Annotated in this window: 14 protein-coding genes and 1 other RNA gene; 3 read left to right on the top strand and 12 right to left on the bottom strand. The window is 57.2% G+C overall.

The genetic code is table 11. The annotated features are described in order from the left end of the window. Positions 1–37: 37 nt before the first annotated feature. The gene (gene hemQ / locus SH139x_RS05925; RefSeq protein ID WP_488354356.1) at positions 38–880 is read right to left on the bottom strand and encodes a hydrogen peroxide-dependent heme synthase; all 843 of its coding nucleotides are present in this window, start codon (positions 878–880) and stop codon (positions 38–40) included. Positions 881–1,020: 140 nt separating this feature from the next. Next, on the bottom strand, positions 1,021–1,527 hold the full coding sequence (locus tag SH139x_RS05920; RefSeq protein WP_488354355.1) for a hypothetical protein: 507 nt from the start codon (positions 1,525–1,527) through the stop codon (positions 1,021–1,023). Positions 1,528–2,045: 518 nt separating this feature from the next. Between SH139x_RS05920 and SH139x_RS05915 the strand changes: the two genes are divergently transcribed. Next, a complete protein-coding gene (locus SH139x_RS05915) occupies positions 2,046–2,924 on the top strand; it encodes a DUF1571 domain-containing protein (protein ID WP_488354354.1) in 879 nt (292 codons plus the stop codon). Positions 2,925–2,957: 33 nt separating this feature from the next. Here the strand turns inward: SH139x_RS05915 and SH139x_RS05910 are convergent, their stop codons facing one another. The 4 genes from SH139x_RS05910 to SH139x_RS05895 all read right to left on the bottom strand — a co-directional run bounded on the left by SH139x_RS05910 (position 2,958) and on the right by SH139x_RS05895 (position 7,248). Continuing rightward, positions 2,958–3,656: a TIGR04283 family arsenosugar biosynthesis glycosyltransferase gene (locus SH139x_RS05910; RefSeq protein ID WP_488354353.1), complete on the bottom strand. Its 699-nt coding sequence runs from the start codon at positions 3,654–3,656 to the stop codon at positions 2,958–2,960. A gap of 17 nt (positions 3,657–3,673) precedes the next feature. Further along, positions 3,674–4,834, bottom strand: a complete 1,161-nt coding sequence (locus tag SH139x_RS05905) for an LptF/LptG family permease (RefSeq protein WP_488354352.1) — start codon at positions 4,832–4,834, stop codon at positions 3,674–3,676. Positions 4,835–5,021: 187 nt separating this feature from the next. Further along, complete coding sequence (locus SH139x_RS05900; protein ID WP_488354351.1) at positions 5,022–6,062, bottom strand: DUF502 domain-containing protein; 1,041 nt, start codon at positions 6,060–6,062, stop codon at positions 5,022–5,024. Positions 6,063–6,225: 163 nt separating this feature from the next. Beyond that, the gene (locus SH139x_RS05895) at positions 6,226–7,248 is read right to left on the bottom strand and encodes a ComF family protein (protein WP_488354350.1); all 1,023 of its coding nucleotides are present in this window, start codon (positions 7,246–7,248) and stop codon (positions 6,226–6,228) included. Positions 7,249–7,537: 289 nt separating this feature from the next. Between SH139x_RS05895 and SH139x_RS05890 the strand changes: the two genes are divergently transcribed. Further along, positions 7,538–8,809, top strand: coding sequence for an aminotransferase-like domain-containing protein (locus tag SH139x_RS05890; RefSeq protein WP_488354349.1), 1,272 nt, complete (start codon positions 7,538–7,540; stop codon positions 8,807–8,809). Between the two features lie 3 nt (positions 8,810–8,812). Here the strand turns inward: SH139x_RS05890 and rpoN are convergent, their stop codons facing one another. From rpoN to SH139x_RS05860, 6 genes are all read right to left on the bottom strand, one after another. Continuing rightward, positions 8,813–10,315 carry an RNA polymerase factor sigma-54 gene (rpoN, locus tag SH139x_RS05885; protein WP_488354348.1) on the bottom strand — a complete coding sequence of 501 codons (1,503 nt, stop codon included), beginning with the start codon at positions 10,313–10,315 and terminating at the stop codon, positions 8,813–8,815. Between the two features lie 98 nt (positions 10,316–10,413). Continuing rightward, positions 10,414–11,013, bottom strand: coding sequence for a recombination mediator RecR (recR, locus tag SH139x_RS05880; protein WP_488354347.1), 600 nt, complete (start codon positions 11,011–11,013; stop codon positions 10,414–10,416). Positions 11,014–11,020: 7 nt separating this feature from the next. Next, positions 11,021–11,386 (bottom strand): YbaB/EbfC family nucleoid-associated protein, encoded by a 366-nt coding sequence (locus SH139x_RS05875; protein WP_488354346.1) that lies wholly within the window; start codon positions 11,384–11,386, stop codon positions 11,021–11,023. 47 nt (positions 11,387–11,433) lie between these two features. Then, positions 11,434–13,362 carry a DNA polymerase III subunit gamma/tau gene (dnaX, locus tag SH139x_RS05870; RefSeq protein WP_488354345.1) on the bottom strand — a complete coding sequence of 643 codons (1,929 nt, stop codon included), beginning with the start codon at positions 13,360–13,362 and terminating at the stop codon, positions 11,434–11,436. Positions 13,363–13,423: 61 nt separating this feature from the next. After that, positions 13,424–13,518, bottom strand: an RNA gene (gene ffs / locus SH139x_RS05865) — signal recognition particle sRNA small type. Positions 13,519–13,706: 188 nt separating this feature from the next. Continuing rightward, entirely contained in the window at positions 13,707–15,701 is a 1,995-nt protein-coding gene (locus tag SH139x_RS05860; RefSeq protein ID WP_488354344.1) for a hypothetical protein, read from the bottom strand. A gap of 534 nt (positions 15,702–16,235) precedes the next feature. On the opposite strand from SH139x_RS05860, the gene SH139x_RS05855 reads away from it, so the two are divergent. Beyond that, positions 16,236–18,176 (top strand): polysaccharide biosynthesis protein, encoded by a 1,941-nt coding sequence (locus SH139x_RS05855; RefSeq protein ID WP_488354343.1) that lies wholly within the window; start codon positions 16,236–16,238, stop codon positions 18,174–18,176. The last annotated feature ends 146 nt before the right edge of the window (positions 18,177–18,322 follow it).

Genomic DNA, 18,322 nt, shown 5'->3' with positions numbered 1-18,322 from the left:
ATTCTAAGCTAGCAAGGTAGAGGTTATACCGATTGCCCTAGCGAAGCGGTTGGCAAAAGTCGAGAATCTCGGTCGCCGTTTTGAGGTATCCCACGTAAAACGGTCCGAACTCGCCATAGTGAGCACTGGCCTCATCATATCGCATGCGATAGACGATATCCTTGAGGAACTGCGGATTTTTGGCCCACAGCGTGACCATCCACTCCCAATCGTCGAGCCCGACGCCGACGGTCACCATCTGAGTGACTCGCCCGGCAAACTGAATCCCGCTTTGAGCATGTTCCCCCATCATCTTAGCGCGGCGGGAAAAAGGTTCGGTAAACCAATTCGCACCAACAACTCGCGTCTTGTTCATGGGATAAAAACAAGCCACCGGCCAATCAGGAAACTCGGGACGCAGACGTTGCTCGGTCATCATCGGCAAACGCCGCTCGTAAGCGTTCAGCTTGGCAGCCATTTCGGGAGCGTCGGCGGCAATGCCACCGGCTATCAAACGTTCGCGATACTGCTCGACCGTTGGCACGTATTCGCTAATCTCACTGACCGACACAAAAGACCAAGTCGGTTCAATGGCGGCACCCAAAGGGCCGGACATCAACGATTGATGCACATGCTCGACCTTCAGCGGATCGGGATCCATCATGGCGACGGCAAAATCCGCTTTGTGGCCGCTGATCAAATACAACTGCAATCGCTCGGGACGCTGTTCGGCGGCTGGCTCTAAGGCTCGCAGGAAAGCCTCACGAGCGGCTGCGGGATCGGCCGGTTGGGGCACGTCGCGGCGAAATCGATAAAAGTAATGCGAGCAATGCCAACCAGTCTCTGGAATGATCGACGGTTCAACGGGTGGTTGAGGCTGTGGGCGAGTGGGGGCATTCATCGATTACATTGACCTAAGCGAGGCGGAAGCGACTGGCTGCGTTTCTCTTCCTACCATCCTAGAAGGCTGAAGACAAAGCGGAAAGGCATGCGCCGCAAAGAGTCCCCGCAAAGAGCACCCAGCTGATCCGTCTCCATTACCTACTTCAGAGTCCACTGGGTGTATGCTTGATTCCAGCCGAAATGCCGTTGCCAATGACGATTTGGCTGAGCACCAAAATATCCATATGCGTAAGGCTGACGCCAGACGTTTTGCACCGCCGCGCGATCAATCGTGGCCACCGCCGGCGTCAACTTGCCGCGATGAGAGCGTGCTTTTTTTTCTTCCGCACTGAGCAACGGAGGTGACTGAATCAAGCGATGAGGCGACTGCGGCGGTAGACCCCAGATGGCCGTGCCCGCTGGCATCTGCCAGGGATCAACTAATTGCCGGTGCTGGACAGCACTCGGAGGCTCAGCCTGAAGCGGAGCAATCGACAACATCAACATCCCCCAGCAAGGGATCGCGTAAACGAGCTTGCCGACGGTCCCGCGAATAAATCGCCCGCGATTGGCCTGCCAACGACCAACCATACGACCAACCATACGACCAACCAAAGGATGGCCAAGCGGAGTAGAGCGGGCTTCAACTTGGGAGTTGTAACTCATCGTAATAATCCTGCCAGCAGACCTGAGGGAGGGTAGCGATTGCATCACCTTTTCTGCTTCGGCAATTTAGGCAACCTCACTGTTGGGAAACTCTCCTTTTTCCCGAAGCGATCTTTTCTCATCGCCCGCAGGGCTCTGGCACGCGAGCTCCACCCCAAAATCAGGGTAATCGCGTTTTCAAAACCGGACGCGTTAGCCTTGATCGGGGCTCTGAGAAAAATCGCCCTGGTGTTCGGTCCAGTTCAAACTCTATGATCGCTCGAAATGGCTCAACGTTCCCGAGCCAACGAGTTAAGCAATCACACGAGTTGTGCTTTGGATTCCGATTAGGTAATCCATGCCCGCCACGCAAGGCATGTGCGACGGGTCAACCCGATTCGAGTGCGGAGTCTCGGATGTTCGATAAGAGAGGCAACCTCGTTGTGGCCCCGCTTCAGTTTGGGCAGGCACTCGGGAAAATTCGCAGGCCAACGTGCGGCCCCGCGAGAACAAACGTGATTGACTCAAGGAAGAAAACCATGGCAACAAGTCGCAGAGCCTTCGTAACCGGACTCGGCTCCCTCGCAGCCGCCGCGGTGGCGGGCCGAGCGTGGGCCGAGCCACCCGCTGGCAGCGGTTTTCGTGAACCCGTCTATCGCGTCTCGGCAGCGGCGAACAACAGCGTTCCCAAAAAATCTCACTCGCTCGATGCCGGCCTTGATTTGGCCCGGCGGGCATTGGAGCTGAGCCACGCGAAGTATGACACCTACACCGCGACGCTGGTCAAACGCGAACGCGTTGACGGTGTGATCGGTGAGCAAGAGGTGATGTTCATCAAAGTCCGCAACCGCCGGGTGGTGAACGGGCAATTGGTGTCGCCAATGAGTGTCTACCTAACGTTTCTCAGCCCCGCCTCGGCCAAGGGCCGCGAAGTGATTTACGTCGAAAATCGCAACAACGGCAAAATTACGGCGCACGAGGGTGGCGTCAAAGGCCGCTTTCTGCCGACCGTTTCCCTAGCGCCCACCGGCACGTTCGCGATGCGTGGGCAACGCTATCCAATGACCGACATCGGACTGGAGAAACTGATTGAAAAACTGATCGAACGGGGCGAGACCGCGCGACAATATCCCGACGTGCAGGCGGAGTTTCGCGAGAACGCGCGGATCAAAGATCGCTCCTGCACGGTGCTCCAAGTGACGCAACCCAACAAGCGTCCCGATCTCGATTTCTACTTGGCACAAGTCTTCATCGATGATGAACTGCAAATTCCTGTCCGCTACGTGGCTTACGATTGGCCGACCGTGGCGGGTGCCAAACCGGAAATCATTGAGGAGTACACCTACCTCGATGTCAAAATGAATGTGCCGCTGACCGACCGCGATTTCGACCCCGAAAACCCCGCGTATAACTTTTAATTTCCCAGCGGGCAGGCTGTTTCGCGGATCGCATCAGGCTCGCACATCATGGCGACGGTATTGCGTAGCCAGTTGATTGGGGTCCGCCCCGCGAGCCAACTGCCACTGCAAACGCCAATTCCGCCAAGTCTGCTTCAGCACGCCGTGCCTTTGCCAGCGACGGGCATCGACATGCACGGGCCCCGGCAGCAGACAGGGCCAACGCTGGCGGCGCAACCGCTGGGCCAGCAGCAAGTCTTCCATCAACTGGTATTCGGGGAACCCTCCCTGGCTCTCGAACAACGTCTTGCGAATAAAAATCGCTTGATCGCCAAACGGCAATCCCCGCCGACGGACTCGCCAAGCGTTGCCGGCTTCCAACCAGCGATAACGATAGCCAGGCGCGTCGATGCATTGCTGCAGCGCGCCCCACACGGGTGTGTGATCGGCGGCGGAGGAAACGGTTTCACGGATCTGCTTGATGGCCTCGCTGCCCAGCCAATTATCGGCGTGCAAGAAAAGCAAGATTTGTCCGCTCGCGATCGCCGCGCCTTGATTCTGCTGATGGGCTCTCCCGGCAGGCGCTTCCATTACCTTGGCTCCCGCCCGACTGGCCTGACGCTGCGTTGTATCGCGACTGCCCCCGTCGACGACAATGGTCTCCTCAGCACCCGCGACGATGGCCGAAGCGATGGCCCGTTCGATCCTGGCCGCTTCATTGATTGCCGGAATTATTACCGAGACGGTCAACACAAAGACGTTCCCAGCCGCTAGGAGATGCGCACCAAACGATAGCGCGCGTAGGCCGCGGGGGTGAGTATCAACACGGGCAGCCAAGCGGCGCTGGCTGGATCCAAAAGATAGCCATTCCCACCCATCATGTGAAACAGCGTGCGCAAGCCGAAAAATAATAGCACTAACCCAGTCGCGTAGCCGGTGACCAAAAACATATTTCGCTGGCCGCGGCCGACAACCAGCGACAGGCTGAGAATAATCAGGCTGTAATCTAAACAGGGACGGAGCCAGCGATCGTGCAGGGTGACGGCCACGTCGGCCGAGCAGTAGACGGCCGGATTGCTGACGCGACGGATTAAATCGCCCGTGTTGGCCATCCGCATCCAAGCCGACCCCGATTGAAGAAAATCTATTTCCACGCGGCTGGCGACAAACACCTCCCCGGCGGCCAGCCAGGGAGTGTCGCGCGCGGTGAGCAACATCGTCGAATCGGCCACCCGAAAGCTGCTGAGCGAATCGACGCCGGCGGGCTGCGAGACGCCGCTGAGCACATAGCCAGCCGGGTGATCTGGCCCGCCGGGGTGCTGTTCGCCATGCGGTATCCACTGGGCTAAGCGAGCGTTCAATTGGTTCCCAAAACCGGGTGCCAGGGCATGGATCTTCAAAGCCGGCTCAACGACCTGCTGCTTGGTCAACTGCAAGCCCTTGCCGTTGACCAAAATTCCCGTGACCCGATCGTAAACCGGCAATAGGGGACGCAGCTCGCCGCCACCGTCCGGGCTGGGGACCTTTAATCCCAGCTGGTCTTGCCAGTTTGGCAAGACAAACTCGCGATTAATGGCGGCTCCCAAGATGACCAACAAGGCGGCGATCAACATCGGCCTGACAATCCGCCCATGGCTGATTCCGGCAGCCAGCAGGGCGGTCAATTCCCCCGTCCTGCGGAGCAACCCAAAAGTAAACAACAACGCCAGCAACGCGACGATCATATTGGTCATTTCAAACAACATCAGCATGTAAGGCCCGTAGTACAGAGCCATCGCCATGCCAATCCCCCCCACCTGCTCGCCGTACTCGTTGAGCTCATCCATGTTGGTGAAGGCATGGAAAACGACGAAAATGCCCGCAAACGAAACGAAGCAGACCAGCAACGTGCGAAGGTAAATCCGGAGGATGTAACGATCTATGCAGGTCACGGAGCGGCCAACACCAGTTCGCGGGGGACGTTGCTTGCCTGCGAGCCACCGGCCAGTGCCAGATCAGCGGCACGAAAACAGCAGGCACGAGGATAACTTCATGCCCCAGTTATCGCAGGAATCACCCCGCCGCGACAAGATCGTCTGGCTGGCGGTGAAAACAGCAACTAAGACCCGATTTGCCAGCTCAGTCCCGATTTTGAGAGGGTGGCAGCGGTGGCGTGTCACGAACATCCATCTGCTTGACGTCACCGTCGGGCCCGCTGCCCCCCACCTGCTTTGATACTTCCGACTGTGTGGGAAGGTTCAGCTGCAACCGCGAGCTGGGAATTTGCTGGTTCGCTGGCACCACCACCCCGCAACTGACGACGAACTGAATCGCCTGGTCGATCGTGATATTCAAGTCCAACGCTTCGCTTTTCCGCACCGTCACGGTGAAGCCGGTCATGGGCATCGGCGAGGTCGGCATCAAGACGCTCAACATCGGTTCGTTCGAGGCAGCCGAAATGTCCAACATGCTTTGCCCCGTGACAAAACCAATCGACCAAATTCCCTTCCGTGGATACTCGATCGCCACGACCCGATTAAATTCAATCTCGCGGTCACTGAAAATAAAATCAGTCACCTGTTTAACTGAGCCGTACACGTTGCTGATCAGCGGCAAACGGTTGATGAACCGATCGAACGCGTTGAGCAACCATCTGCCTAGGCCATGCGTGAAGATCCTGCCGAGAAAATACAAGACCACCAAAAACAAGATCAGAAAGACCGGCACCACGACCGTGCGAGGAAGGTAACGCAATTCGACGTAGCGGTTCCAGTACGCATTGGCTGTCGCTGGAACCGGCTGGTAGGGGTCAATCCGATCGAGGTTATCATTCACGTAGCGAATGACATATTGCGGCAAAAAGCGGCTGCCGGTCGAATCGGGAACATAGACTTGGCCGTTGTGAGTGAACCCTCCATTAATGTTGCCAGGGGTCGCCAAAATGGCATTCTCGGGAAGCGTTTTTTTGATGTCCCGAATGTTCCAAACCACCGCATAGCGGATGCCCGTCTCCAACGGCCGCAAAACATAATTCTCAATGGCGTTCCAGGCCCAAATGAAGAGCACTAGCGTCAACAAGGGGGGCATAACCACGCCCAGTCCGCGGAGCACGGCACGACGAAACGTCCCGCGTGGCGGTGGGGTAGCGGATTGGCCAGGATCGCTGGTGGCGGACGACATAGGGAATTCGAAGAAAAGGCTTGAGTTCTATTCAATCGGGACGCAGGAACCGACGTGACGGTTCATTTCGCAGCAACTAGCTCAGCGGCCACCACAAGTTTACCAGGCTGCCGACAAGATCAACTTCAGTTTCGTAATTATTAACCGCCGCCACTACTAACCGTTACATTGTGTGAGTACCAACCGCCCGAGCCACTACCGCCGCCAGCACTTCCACCTGGTACTGCTGCCCCAGCACTCCGGCCGCCTCCCGCATTGTCGAACCAGTCGTCCATACGTCATCGACGACCAGCACTCTCCGGCGCGGTAGAGCATACCCCTTTATCGCTCGGAAAGCATTGCGGACATTTTGCCGCCGTTGAGCATCCTCCAGCATGCCCTGTTTGGCGGTTCTACGACGAGCTCGCAGCAACGATACCACGGGTACTCCTAATTGATTACCAATCTGATCGGCGATCAACTGAGTCGGCAAGCCACCACGCTGCACTCGCCTCGTCCAATGGGACGGAATAAAGGTCACGGCGTCCAGGGGGGTAGTCTCTAATTCCTTGGCCAACTTCTGCGCTAAAAGTCTTCCCAAGGCCATCGCCAAGGGAGCAAAGGTCATTCGTTTGCAAGCAATTACCGCCTCGCGGAGCGCATCACGATAAGCTCCCAGGGCAATCATGCGAGCAATCTCCGGTGGCCGTTGCTGGCACTCCTGGCATATCCGCCGAACTGCTGCTAACTCCCCAGCGGCCCGAAATTCAGCGGCCCGAAATTCAGCGGCCCGAAATTCAGCGGCCAGGGAAGCAGGTTGCGTTGGCGATTTCCCGGGCACTGGCGAGTTCGCCGGCAACAGCTGCGGCGGCTGGCCAGCAAATTCCGGCACTTGCCGCCCGCAGCGGTGACAAGCGAGGGCGATTTCAGCGCCGCCTAAAATGCGGAGACATTCTCCGCAAAGTGCCGGCTCAAGAAAGTCTGCTGAAAGCCCGCGTCTCCGTTCGCTGCCCGCAGCGGTGTTTCCAGCACTGCAAGCGGCGACAACTCGGCAAGAGCCAGTGAGGTTCCCCAATTCGCAGCGATCAAGTCGATCGAAACAAAAGACGCAGCAAGGTGGAAAACAAAGATCAACCAATCCGCCCCACAACTGTCGGGTCAAGGGCCAAGCATAGCCGACTTGGGGGCGTCCAAAGTTTGTCTCCATACCCGAACTCTCCTGAGGACCAACATGTCACCACAGATTACCGAAGACGGTCGCCAGGAAATCCATTAGCAGTCGCCTGGAGGCGATCAGCAGTCCCTGGGCGGAGGTTCGTGCCGCGAGCCTTCTCACCAGGACGCGTTGTCAAAGCGAACCTGTCTCCGTACGCTGAAGTATCTGTTCTGTTCACACTGTAACGATTCGCGTCGCGGCTTGCACCTCGGGGGTCACCTTAGGCACCAGCCAGTGCGGGTCGTTTCCATGGCCCATTTTTTGCCGGCAAAAAGCTTTTATGTCGATCACCACCGCAGCCTTCCCAACCGCGCACCTGAGCCAACGGGGTCAACGAGCGCCCGAACAACCAATCAGCAAATTAATGGCTTTGGCTCTCGCCAACCCAGCGGCAATCTCTTTGGCGGCCGGATTTGTCGATAATCACACGCTGCCCATGGACGAAGTTAGCGTAGCCTCGCAAAAACTGTTTGCCGACCGCGGGCACGCCACCGCAGCTCTACAGTACGGCACTAACATCGGGCACGCCGGCTTGCGTCTCAGAATCGCCCAAAGATATTTCCAAGATGATCCCGGCCGAGCCGCCGACTCCATGATCTTAACGGCTGGTAGCAATCAGTTCTTGCAGCTGGCTTCGGACTGCTTGTTAGATCCGGGGGACATCGTCCTCTGCGCCGCGCCCACGTACTTTGTCTACTTGTACGTGCTCAAAGACCTTGACGCGCGAGCCGTGGGGGTGGAGATCGATGACCAAGGCATGATCCCGGCGGAACTCGACGCCACGCTCGAGCGTCTGGCCGCGGCGGGCGAGTTGCATCGGGTCCGCGCCCTGTACCTTGTTCCCTACTTTGACAATCCGGCCGCCACGAATATGTCGACCGAGCGTCGGCTGCAAATCATCGAAGTCGTCAACCGTTGGCGAGATCGCGTGGCCATGATGATGCTGGTCGACAACGCCTACCGCGACCTTCGCTACGAGGGTGAAGACGTGGCTTCGATGTTGGACTTGGGCGCCGACCCGCAAACAACGGTCGAAACAGGCACCTTCTCGAAGAATCTTTCCCCCGGAATTCGCGTCGGCTGGGGCTGTCCACCAGAACCACTTCACACCGCCATGGAACGTCGCAAATCGCTGACCGATTTCGGCTCTCCCCATTTCTGTCAAGCCATCGTGGCCGAAGTCTTAGCTAGTGGCCAGTTTGACGAACACTTGGGGCTGCTCCGCTCCACCTATGCCAAAAAACGAGATGCCATGCTGGCCGCGTGCCAGCGCTATCTGAGCCATCTTCCCGGGGTGCGTTTCGAGTCTCCCCTGGGAGGCCTCTATGTTTGGCTTACGTTGCCAGCTGCAGTGAACGCCGGACCCAGCGGACCGCTTTGGCAAGCGGCGATCGAAGCGGGGGTGTTGTACGTGCCGGGTGAATTTTTCTACCCCAACGAAGGATATCCCGTTCGCAGAAACTGCTTACGACTTTCCTTCGGCGTCCAATCCGAGGAACGCATTACCGAAGGCATCAAAGTCCTAGCCGACACGCTAGCAACTAGCAACTAGCAACTAGCAACTCTTCTTCAGCGTCCAATCGCGGCGCTGGCGACTGCTGGGGATCCCCATTTTCTTGCGGTATTTGGTTACCGTCCTGCGGGCGACCGTCATGCCGTGTTTCTTCAGCGACTCGACCAACTCTTCATCACTGTAAGGGTTGCTCTTGTCTTCTTTATCGATCAATTCTTGCAACCGCAAACGAATGGTATCCCAAGCAACATCTTCACCACCTTCGGTTTGCGTACCGCCGACGAAGAATCGTCGCAGCGGCAGGATGCCGCGTGGGGTCTGCACCCATTTATCATCAACGGCTCGGCTGACCGTGGTCACGTGGACTCCCACGCGATCAGCGATTTGCTGCATCTTAAGCGGTTCGATAGCCTCGGGGCCCTCATCCAAAAATCGCTTTTGATGTTCAACAATCGCCTGAGCCACTTTCGTTAACGTTCCCCGTCGCTGCTCGATCGAATCGATCAACCACTGGGCATTGGTGATCTTTTTCTTTATGAATTCTTTCTCTTCGGCTGTCGCGTGCGGATCGCGCAACCGACGTCGATAGTAATCACTGATGTAAAGCTGTGGCACGCGGTCATCGTCGAGCCGCACGCGATAGCTACCATCTTGGTCCTGTTCAACAATCACATCAGGAGTCACGTTCGGCACGTAGGCCTTCATAAACGCGGCTCCCGGCTTGGGATTCAACACATGCATTTGCTCCCGCGCCGCTTGGATCGTTTCCAGAGAGAAACCAGTCTTCTTTTGGATTGCCGGCAAGCGATTTTCGGCGAGGTCGGCGAGGTGCCCGCTGATGATTTTTTTCATTTCATCATACAATGGCATCTCATCGCGAAGTTGTAAGATCAGGCATTCGCTGAGTGTTCGCGCTCCCACCCCGCACGGCTCCAAACTTTGCACAATTGCCAGCGCTTCCTTTGCTAATTGCAACTCTTCCGGCGTGTGCCCGGAGGGCAGCAAATCAGCCAAGGGCGTACGGAGGTAGCCGCCATCGCGAGCATCCAAGGTGCTGATAATCCGCTCCGCCATCGCTTCCACGCGGTCATCAATATCAAGTTCGGCCAACTGATGCAGCAGAAAGTCATTGAGCGATTCGGGACGAGCCTCGGCATTCGCCATTAAGTCGTGCCGCCGATCGGCATCTTCCGAGATACGGTTGGAAGACCGCTTGAACGAGTCATCAAAAGTGCTGGGTAACTCGCTGTCCATGTTCAACAACCGCTCGAAATCTTCGCGGTTGTCGTGATCATTATCGACCACCAGCTCGCGCTCCGACTCAGTCGGCCCATCCTGAGCGCGGGCCTCGCGATCCTCGTCATCATCGGGTAGCTGCGAGTCGTTTTCCAGCACTTCCAAGAGCGGATTCTCATTCATCTCTTGGTCGATGCGTTCTTCCAGCGCTAACACGGGAAGTTGCAGAATCTCCATCGACTGGATCATCCGCGGCGCCAATTTTTGCGTCTGCGTCTGACGCGCTTCCATCCCAATTGACATGCGCATGGAACTGTCTCCTTCACTTATGTTAAAGGAACTCGCTGACGCCCGAAGGGACGTCACGAATTCCATGTTGCCGATCTATTATAGCCTCAAATGTAGCCTCAAAGCCGCTGACGGCCGTTTAAAGCGTCAGCCAAAATCTCTTTGTTGGCATATTCCAAGATGCTTCCTGAGGTGATCCCACGAGCTAATCGGGTTACTTCCAAAGGGTATTCCGCCAACAGATTTGATATGTAAAGCGAAGTACCATCTCCCTCAACGGTTGGATTCGTAGCCATGATCACCTCGGTAAAATTGCCATTTCGCACGCGATCGACCAACGCATCAATCGTTAACTGATCTGGACCAATACCTTCCAAAGGGGAGATCTTCCCCAACAGCACGTGATAAACTCCGCGAAATACTGCCGCCTGCTCCAAAGACATCAAATCGCGTGGTTGTTCGACCACGCAGAGCCTTGCGGTATCCCGCCGGGGATCGGCGCAAATGCCGCAAAGCGATCCCTCTGATAGATTAAAACAGCTCTCGCAGTAGCGAACGTTCTCACGCACTTGGCGGATTGCCTCAGCCAACGCCAAGGCATCTTGCTGGGGCACCCGCAGTAAATGATAAGCTAGCCGTTCGGCACTCTTGCGACCAATGCCCGGTAATTTCCCCAGCTGATCGACAAGTTCCTCAACACTCTGAGACCACTGGGCCATACCGGATTCAGCCGCCGCTGCCCCCTGTCATCCGACTCAACAAGCCGTCGACACCGGGAAGATTTAAATTCATGTCGCTGGCCATCTCCCGCATGGCTTCGCCGTACCGCGCTTTCGCCTGCTTGCTGGCCACGTTGACCGCTTCACATGTCGGCTCGGCAGCCGGTGATGGATTCCCCCCCTCGACCAAGGCGGGTGACACATCGATGCTTTGCAGTTCCCCCAAACCATTCATGATCACGGAAACTCGACCGCAACTCGATTGACCGCTGACTTGCTCCTGCCGCAGTCGCTCGTTAATCGCCTCGAGCTTGTCTGGCAGTTGCTGCAAATTACCCATCATTGAGGCCATACCGGCCAGTCCCTTGAACATCGTGACGCTCTTTCTGCTCTGTTGAATGCGGACTCCCCCCAGCATCGTTACTGGCGAGGATCGTCGATTCGAACGATTTCAGCTTCAAACATCTCTATCACTTCACGGATCGCTGGATGCTGCTCGGCATCTCGCATCCGCTGGCGACGATTGATCGCCGCCGACTGACGGGACGGCTTTTCCACCACCTCGTCAACGCGTTGCTCAAATTCTAACAGCACGTCGCGTGCCGAAACCATTCGTATCACTTCCTCAAGCTTACTTTTTCTTTCGGGCTTTTCGCAACTACGTTTTGCTAATTCCTTGTCCGCAGAAAAAACTAATCGCAAACGATTGCTGCTGATCGGTTGCACCGCCTGTGCCTGACGAGCAAAATCGGCCGTCAAATCATCCATCGCGGCCAAAGCGGCTTTCCACACCTGATTCGCCGCGCTGGCATCCCAAGCAGCGGTCAACGGAACTGCCAAACGGGCCGCCGCAGGGGGGGCAAGATCTGCACCGATGAGGGCATAGTCAGAACTAGCACTCGTCGCCCCAGTCGCCGCTGCGGGCGGCATGCCCCAGGACTCCACGGGAACCGCCGGTGATTGGCTGGCGGCTGGTGCCATCGATGCAGGGGGTACAACCGCTGCCCGCGGAGCTGGCGAGGCAACTGGCCGAACAGATGCCGAGGGAGGGACCGCAACCGGCTCGCTCGCAGCAACCGGCGCAGCTAGCGCGACCGGCTCACTGGGCTGCACCGCCGGAGGATCAAATCGCCTTAGGAGCGGCCGCTCAACGTTTTTTTTTTCCCCAGCCGCACCACCCCCAGCCGCACCACCCCCAGCGAGCGCTTTAGCTAATTGAGCCACACCTTCCAAATCGGGCAGCGTGCAAATCTGCACAACCGCCGCCTCCAATAAGATTTGGCCATGGACGCTTTGCCGAATCCGCACCAACGTCTGGTCGACCAGAGCGACAATCCCGAGCAGGGTTTGCAGCCCCATTTGCTGCCCCTGAGCCCGCAATTCCTCATGCATCGCTGGACCACAAAACCGCATCATTTCTGCATCACAACCGACCGTCGCGGTCAGCATGTCGCGAAAAAAGCCCAACAGCTGCTCCGCCAATTGCCCGGCGTCGACGCCGGCAAGAATCGCAGCATCGATTTGCATCAAAGCCGCTCGGCTATCTCGATTCCCCAAAGCCGCAGCCAATTCACCCAGTCGCGAATCATCGGCCGTCCCCAACATCGCGTGCACCGTCGCCACGGTCAGCCGACCAGTGCTGAAGCTCAACACTTGTTCGAGCAACGATTGACTGTCCCGCATCGAACCGGCTGCCCGACGAGCCAACAGTCGCAGCGCATCGTCTTCCGCTTCGGCTTGCTCCGCATCGACGATCTCCCGCAGTCGCTGGGCGATCGCTTCGACGCGCACCGGTGCGAAGTCAAAGCGTTGACAACGGCTCAACACTGTGATCGGGAGCTTTTCAGGATCGGTGGTGCAAAAAATAAATTTGACATGCTCAGGAGGCTCCTCCAGCGTCTTCAGCAGTGCGTTAAAGGCCTGCGTCGTCAGCATGTGGACTTCGTCGATGATGTAAATTTTATAGCGAGCTCGACTAGGGCGAATGCCAACGCCCGATCTCAGCTGACGAATCTCATCAATCCCCCGATTGCTGGCCCCGTCGATTTCCAGCACATCAATATCCTCCCCCGCGTCGATCGCTTGACAAATATCGCTGCTGTCGTCCGGCGTAACCGTGGGGCCTTCGGGCGCGTTGAGCGCTTTGGCGAAAATCCGCGCGGTGCTGGTCTTGCCGACTCCGCGAGCCCCCGTAAATAAATACGCGTGGCCAACTCGATTCGTCTCGATCGCATTGGTGAGCGCTGTCGCGACGTGGTCCTGGCCGACCAGTTGCTGAAAGCCTCGAGGTCGATACCGTCGAGCTACCACGACATAGCGGCCCGAGGCTGGATGTTCTTGATCAGCCATGCCAATTCGCCATCACGAGCGGTGAGGTAAAGAAATGTGCGAAAATCCAAACTGACTGCCAGGAAGAGGCGACCCCCACACAAAGGTACCCCGCTTATGGCTGCTCCAGTTAAGGCCTGACCAGGTTCGCGGTTCCCAATCGCAGGGGCCGCCACTTCCGGGCAGCCACGGCTCTTTGATGCTTCGCACAGATAGCGGTTGTACAAGAACAGCCGCTCGACTCCAAGGGGCCCTCAAGCGAGCAGGCTGGGGAGCATGCTCCCGCTGGCCATGCTGTTCTTCGTTCGAGGGCCTTAAGCCCTAGGTATTTACCGATTCAGGGCAAATCTCAACGGGAGTTAGAGTTAATCGCGACGGCGGGGACGTGATCGACCGCTTCCAGACGAACCACTTCCCGAAGATCCACTTCCCCCTGAACTACCACCACGCCTGGGACTATCTTTTTTCCGCGAACTCAAGTTCGGAGCAACAAGAATCTCCACGGCGTCCATCCATGTAGGGACGTTGCGCTGCACATTGTAAATGACGGCTGGCTCATCCTCGTCAAGCTCGTCATCATCGCTGACAACTTGATTTCGCGGGGCCGCCTCACTATCGCCCTCAGCTCGTTCCCCCTCGCTGCGACGACGACGGCGACGACGTGGCTTCCGCAACGCGGCGACCTCATCATCATCCTCATGATCATCGTCGAACTCAGCCTCGATGGCTCGACCGCCCACGGCGGGACGTGCCGAACCCCGACTCACGTCGCCCGACGCCTCATCGTCAGAAGATAGCGTCGCATCCACGTCAACTTCGACTTCGTCACCCGCAGCCGCTTCCGAGGTGCGTGACTCAGCCCCTCCGCGACGGCGACGTCCGCGGCGACGGCGACGACGGGGCGCATCCCCATCCTCGCCTGCCTCTTCGTCAACGAATCCAGGCTCTCGCTCAGCAACGGTTCCACGTTCAGCTCGGGGCGGACGTTCGGTCCGCGGCTCCCGTTCGGTCCGCGGCTCCCGTTCGGTCCGCGATTCACGTTCGCCACGCGGTTCACGTTCGGCTCGCGGCTCACGTTCACGACGGCCAGCAGTGCGTTCGGCCGTCGGCGAGTCTTCATCCAGCAACTCACCCTCCCAATCCTTGACTTCCTCACTTAATCGCTGCCGTTGTCCGCGACGTCGTCCCCGCCGACTTGATCGTTGAACGGGCCCACCCCCCACTCCGCTCACGGTTGGATCAGCTGTTTCGGGCGAGTCTTCATCGGCCAGTTCATCGGTCAACTCATCGACGATTTTCTCCTCTTGGCGAGTTCGTCGTGGTGAGCCCTCGGGCTCGCCATTTTGCCGCCGCGAGTCTGGCCCTCTCCCACCAGCGCGCCCACGGCCGGAGCCATGTGGTTCGGAGCTCGACTCAGACTTATCAAGCTCGCTCGGCTTACTCTCTTTCGAGCTCCGCGCGACCGGTTCAGCAGCCCTCGCTTGTTCACTTCGCTTTGATTCGCGCCGCCGCGGCTTGCCCCAACCTTCACTGCCGAGGCTGGCCAATACATCATCAGCATCGTCTGTTGCCGAGGATTCATCGGCCCGCGTTTCTTGGACGTAGGCTACCGAAGAGCTGGCTTCGGCTACAGCATCCGCCTCAGCAACATCCTCTACCACATCAGGATCAACATCGGAATCGATTCCAAGTCCGGTCCCGAAACCGGAGCGGGAGGATTGCTTCGCAGTCCGAGGGGCATTTGATTGGGGTCGTTTTTCGCGTTTCGGCGAACTACTGGAAGTGGGGGCGGGCAACTCGGCTTGCGGGGTCGGCTCGGCCGCAGCGACTCCGAGTTTTTCCGCCAGCTCGCTCCAGGAAAGATCATCGTTAGCCGGTTCGGCGAACATTTCCTCAAGCGGGTTACTCGCCGCAGCCGCCACGCGGGGTTCGGCGATTGTACTTTTCGCAGCTGGGGGTTCGGTCGGTTTGGCCAGCTCAGTGGGTCGACTGGGAGCCGGCTCGACGTGATCATTGTCCAAATCGGCGAAGGACGAAAAGGAGAGCGGATCGGGAGCGACAATTTTCGCTGGGGCAGGGCGTTCTGCGGGTCTCGCGGCTGCGCGGGATTGCTCCGCCGCCGAGGTGGTTTGGGCAGATTTAGTCGCAGCAGGCTGTGACTCGGCCGATTTCGACTTTACGGTCTCGGACTTTCCAGATTCAGGGTCGGCGGCTTTTGGCTCCTCGCCTTTAACTTCGTAGGGGGTTGTTTTTTCTTTGACTTTGCGGCTGCGTCCCAGCTCTGATTTCGGTTCGGGGGGATCGGCTCCGCCGGGGGCGCCGAGGAGTCGGGCGATGGCCTTCCAGTGATCGCTCATCATATCAGTTGTGCTCTATTTGCTATGTATTCAGTGTTCATGAACCGCATCGAGTGGCGGAAACCGTCCGGCCGTTAACCTACAGATGCTGGCTCATTGGTGGCATCGAATGCGTGTGTTAATCACTTGTGCGAGGCTGACTTTGCTCTCGCGTGACATTGGGCCGCGCCCTCTGGGGCAGGGGTTCTTGACAGTTCGTTGCAGTGAAGTATTGCATCTTTATACCGTTCAGAGCGGCGGGACGGAAGTCAATCTGCCCAGTACCTCGGCCGCCGGGGTTATTTCAGAGTCAAACGAGCGGCCTGGCGTCCGGACGCCAGGCCGCTCTGGGGGAGTATTTTGGCGAGCTTTTTTGGTCCTGATTCCTGATCTTCAGACCAAAATCGCGAAAATTTGAAATCTGACTTGGGATTTTGCTCACGCTTTGTTACAAGAGGCAGCCAAGACGACCCCTCAAATAGATCGTCGACGGATAAGTGACACTAGGTGGTATAGGACTACCCGAAGGATCGGGCGGATTATTTCAGGGTGACATGGATGCACGAAACTCAAAAAAATAATTCTGGAAAACCGAGTCGCTTGCGTCAGCAAACCAGACGTTGGTTTTCTCGCTTGCGCCCCATCGCTTGGCTGGCCCCGCTGTTGGCATGCTCCTTGGTCGCGGCTTATTTGATTCGTTTTGATGGTCAGTTGTCCGCAGAATTCACGACGCAACTACTAGCCGTGCTGCCGGTCGTCGTCTTTACGAAAACGATTGCATTGATCGCGGCGAGAATTACTCTCAGCTGCCACGCCTTTGTTTCTTTGCATGACGCATATCGGTTGATCCGCGGCACGTTCGTGGCGACGGCCAGCGTCATTGCGGTCGATTCCTTGCTGCTCGGCGGCGATTCAATCCCGCGGGGTGTGGTCATCATTGACGGCTGCTTGACTGCACTTCTGCTAGGTGGTGTTTTGAGTATTCGACGCGTTCGCCGAGAGCGGCGTGAGCGATCCAAACAACTTCATCGAGGTTGCCGCACCCTGATCGTCGGCGGTCCCCACGCAGCTGAGTTATTATTAAGAGCGATGAGATCAGCCGGTGGGCAGCAGGCTTACCGGGCAATTGGGATCATTACTGCGACGGACAAACTATTGCACCGTGCGATCGCGGGAGTCCCCGTGCTGGGCGGTCTCACCGACGTCGCAGATGTGGTGACTCGGCTCGATTGCCAGATGATTATGCTCTCCAGCGGCGATTTGCCCGGTGGGGAAGTGCGGCGGATCATGGGCATCGGCCAAGCACACGGCCGCGAGGTGCGAGTCGTTCCCGATGTTTCGCGAATCGTTAGCGGTCAGATAGATTTCAAACCTCGTGAGGTTGCCATTGAGGACTTGCTGGGACGTCCCACCGTGGACATTGAGCAGTCTCAGCTACAGCAGTGGATCAGCGGCAAACGGGTATTAGTCACCGGCAGCTGCGGTTCTATTGGATCCGAGTTGGTACGGCAACTGTTGAAACTCGACCCTGCCAAACTGGTCCTAGTCGATCGCAACGAAAATGGACAATTTTTTCTGGGACGGGAATTACAAGCAGCAATCGATGCCAACATTGCCAAAGTTGTGATCGCGGACGCCACCGACCGTGCGCGAATGAACTCGCTATTCCATGAGGAACAACCTCAGGTGGTTTTTCATGCGGCCGCTTACAAGCACGTGCCATTGATGGAACAACACCCTGGTGAAGGTGTAAAAAACATCATTGGTGCAACGAAAAACTTAGCAGATCTAAGTCACATTTATGACGTAGAATCCTTCGTTATGATCAGCACCGACAAGGCAGTCAATCCGACAAGCGTGATGGGTTGTTGCAAGCGGGTTGCCGAGCTTTATGTGCAAAGCATGTCGGAATCCTCCGGATGCCGCTTCGTCACCGTACGTTTTGGCAACGTGCTAGGTTCAGCCGGAAGTGTAATCCCAGTCTTCAAACAACAGATCGCCGCTGGAGGCCCGGTGACAGTCACCGATCCAGCCATGACTCGTTTCTTTATGACCATTCCCGAAGCCAGCCAACTAGTTTTGCAGGCTGCCGCGATGGGGAAGGGCGGAGAAATCTTTGTGCTCGACATGGGATCGCCCGTATGCATCATGGACTTGGCGGAAGATATGATTCGCTTATCTGGCTTACGCTTGGGCCACGATATTGAAATCAAGATTTCGGGGTTACGCCCCGGTGAAAAACTTTACGAAGAACTCTACGCTGACGACGAAACTCGCTGTGCGACAACTAACCCGAAAATCCTCAAAGCCAACTGCGTCCGCATGTCCCACGTGGCCATTCAAAAAGCGGTTTCGAAGATATTAGGAACGACGAATCATGATAGAAGCTCGATTTATGGAGAGCTGAAACAAATCGTACCAAGTTTCAATACTGAAGAGCCCTTGCAATCGCCACAAGCTGCCTACGTTGCACCGATTCGTGGCCGCATGGCTGCTTAGGCGAACGACATGAATGTGGCGGCGTCCATGCCAACAGAAGGCGACACTGCTTGCCTCGAATTAGCCGCCAATGTAGTCTCCATAGCCTTAAAGATGGTCGAATGACTTGGAAGCAAGGATGCGAACTTTAATCCTGTTGTTTATCG

Origin of the sequence: Kothea flammea, assembly GCF_052161645.1 — a bacterium.
Taxonomy (GTDB): domain Bacteria; phylum Planctomycetota; class Planctomycetia; order Pirellulales; family Pirellulaceae; genus Laterigemmans.
The sequence above is the reverse complement of the archived record's forward strand: the minus strand, read 5'-3'. Positions and strand labels throughout refer to the sequence as shown.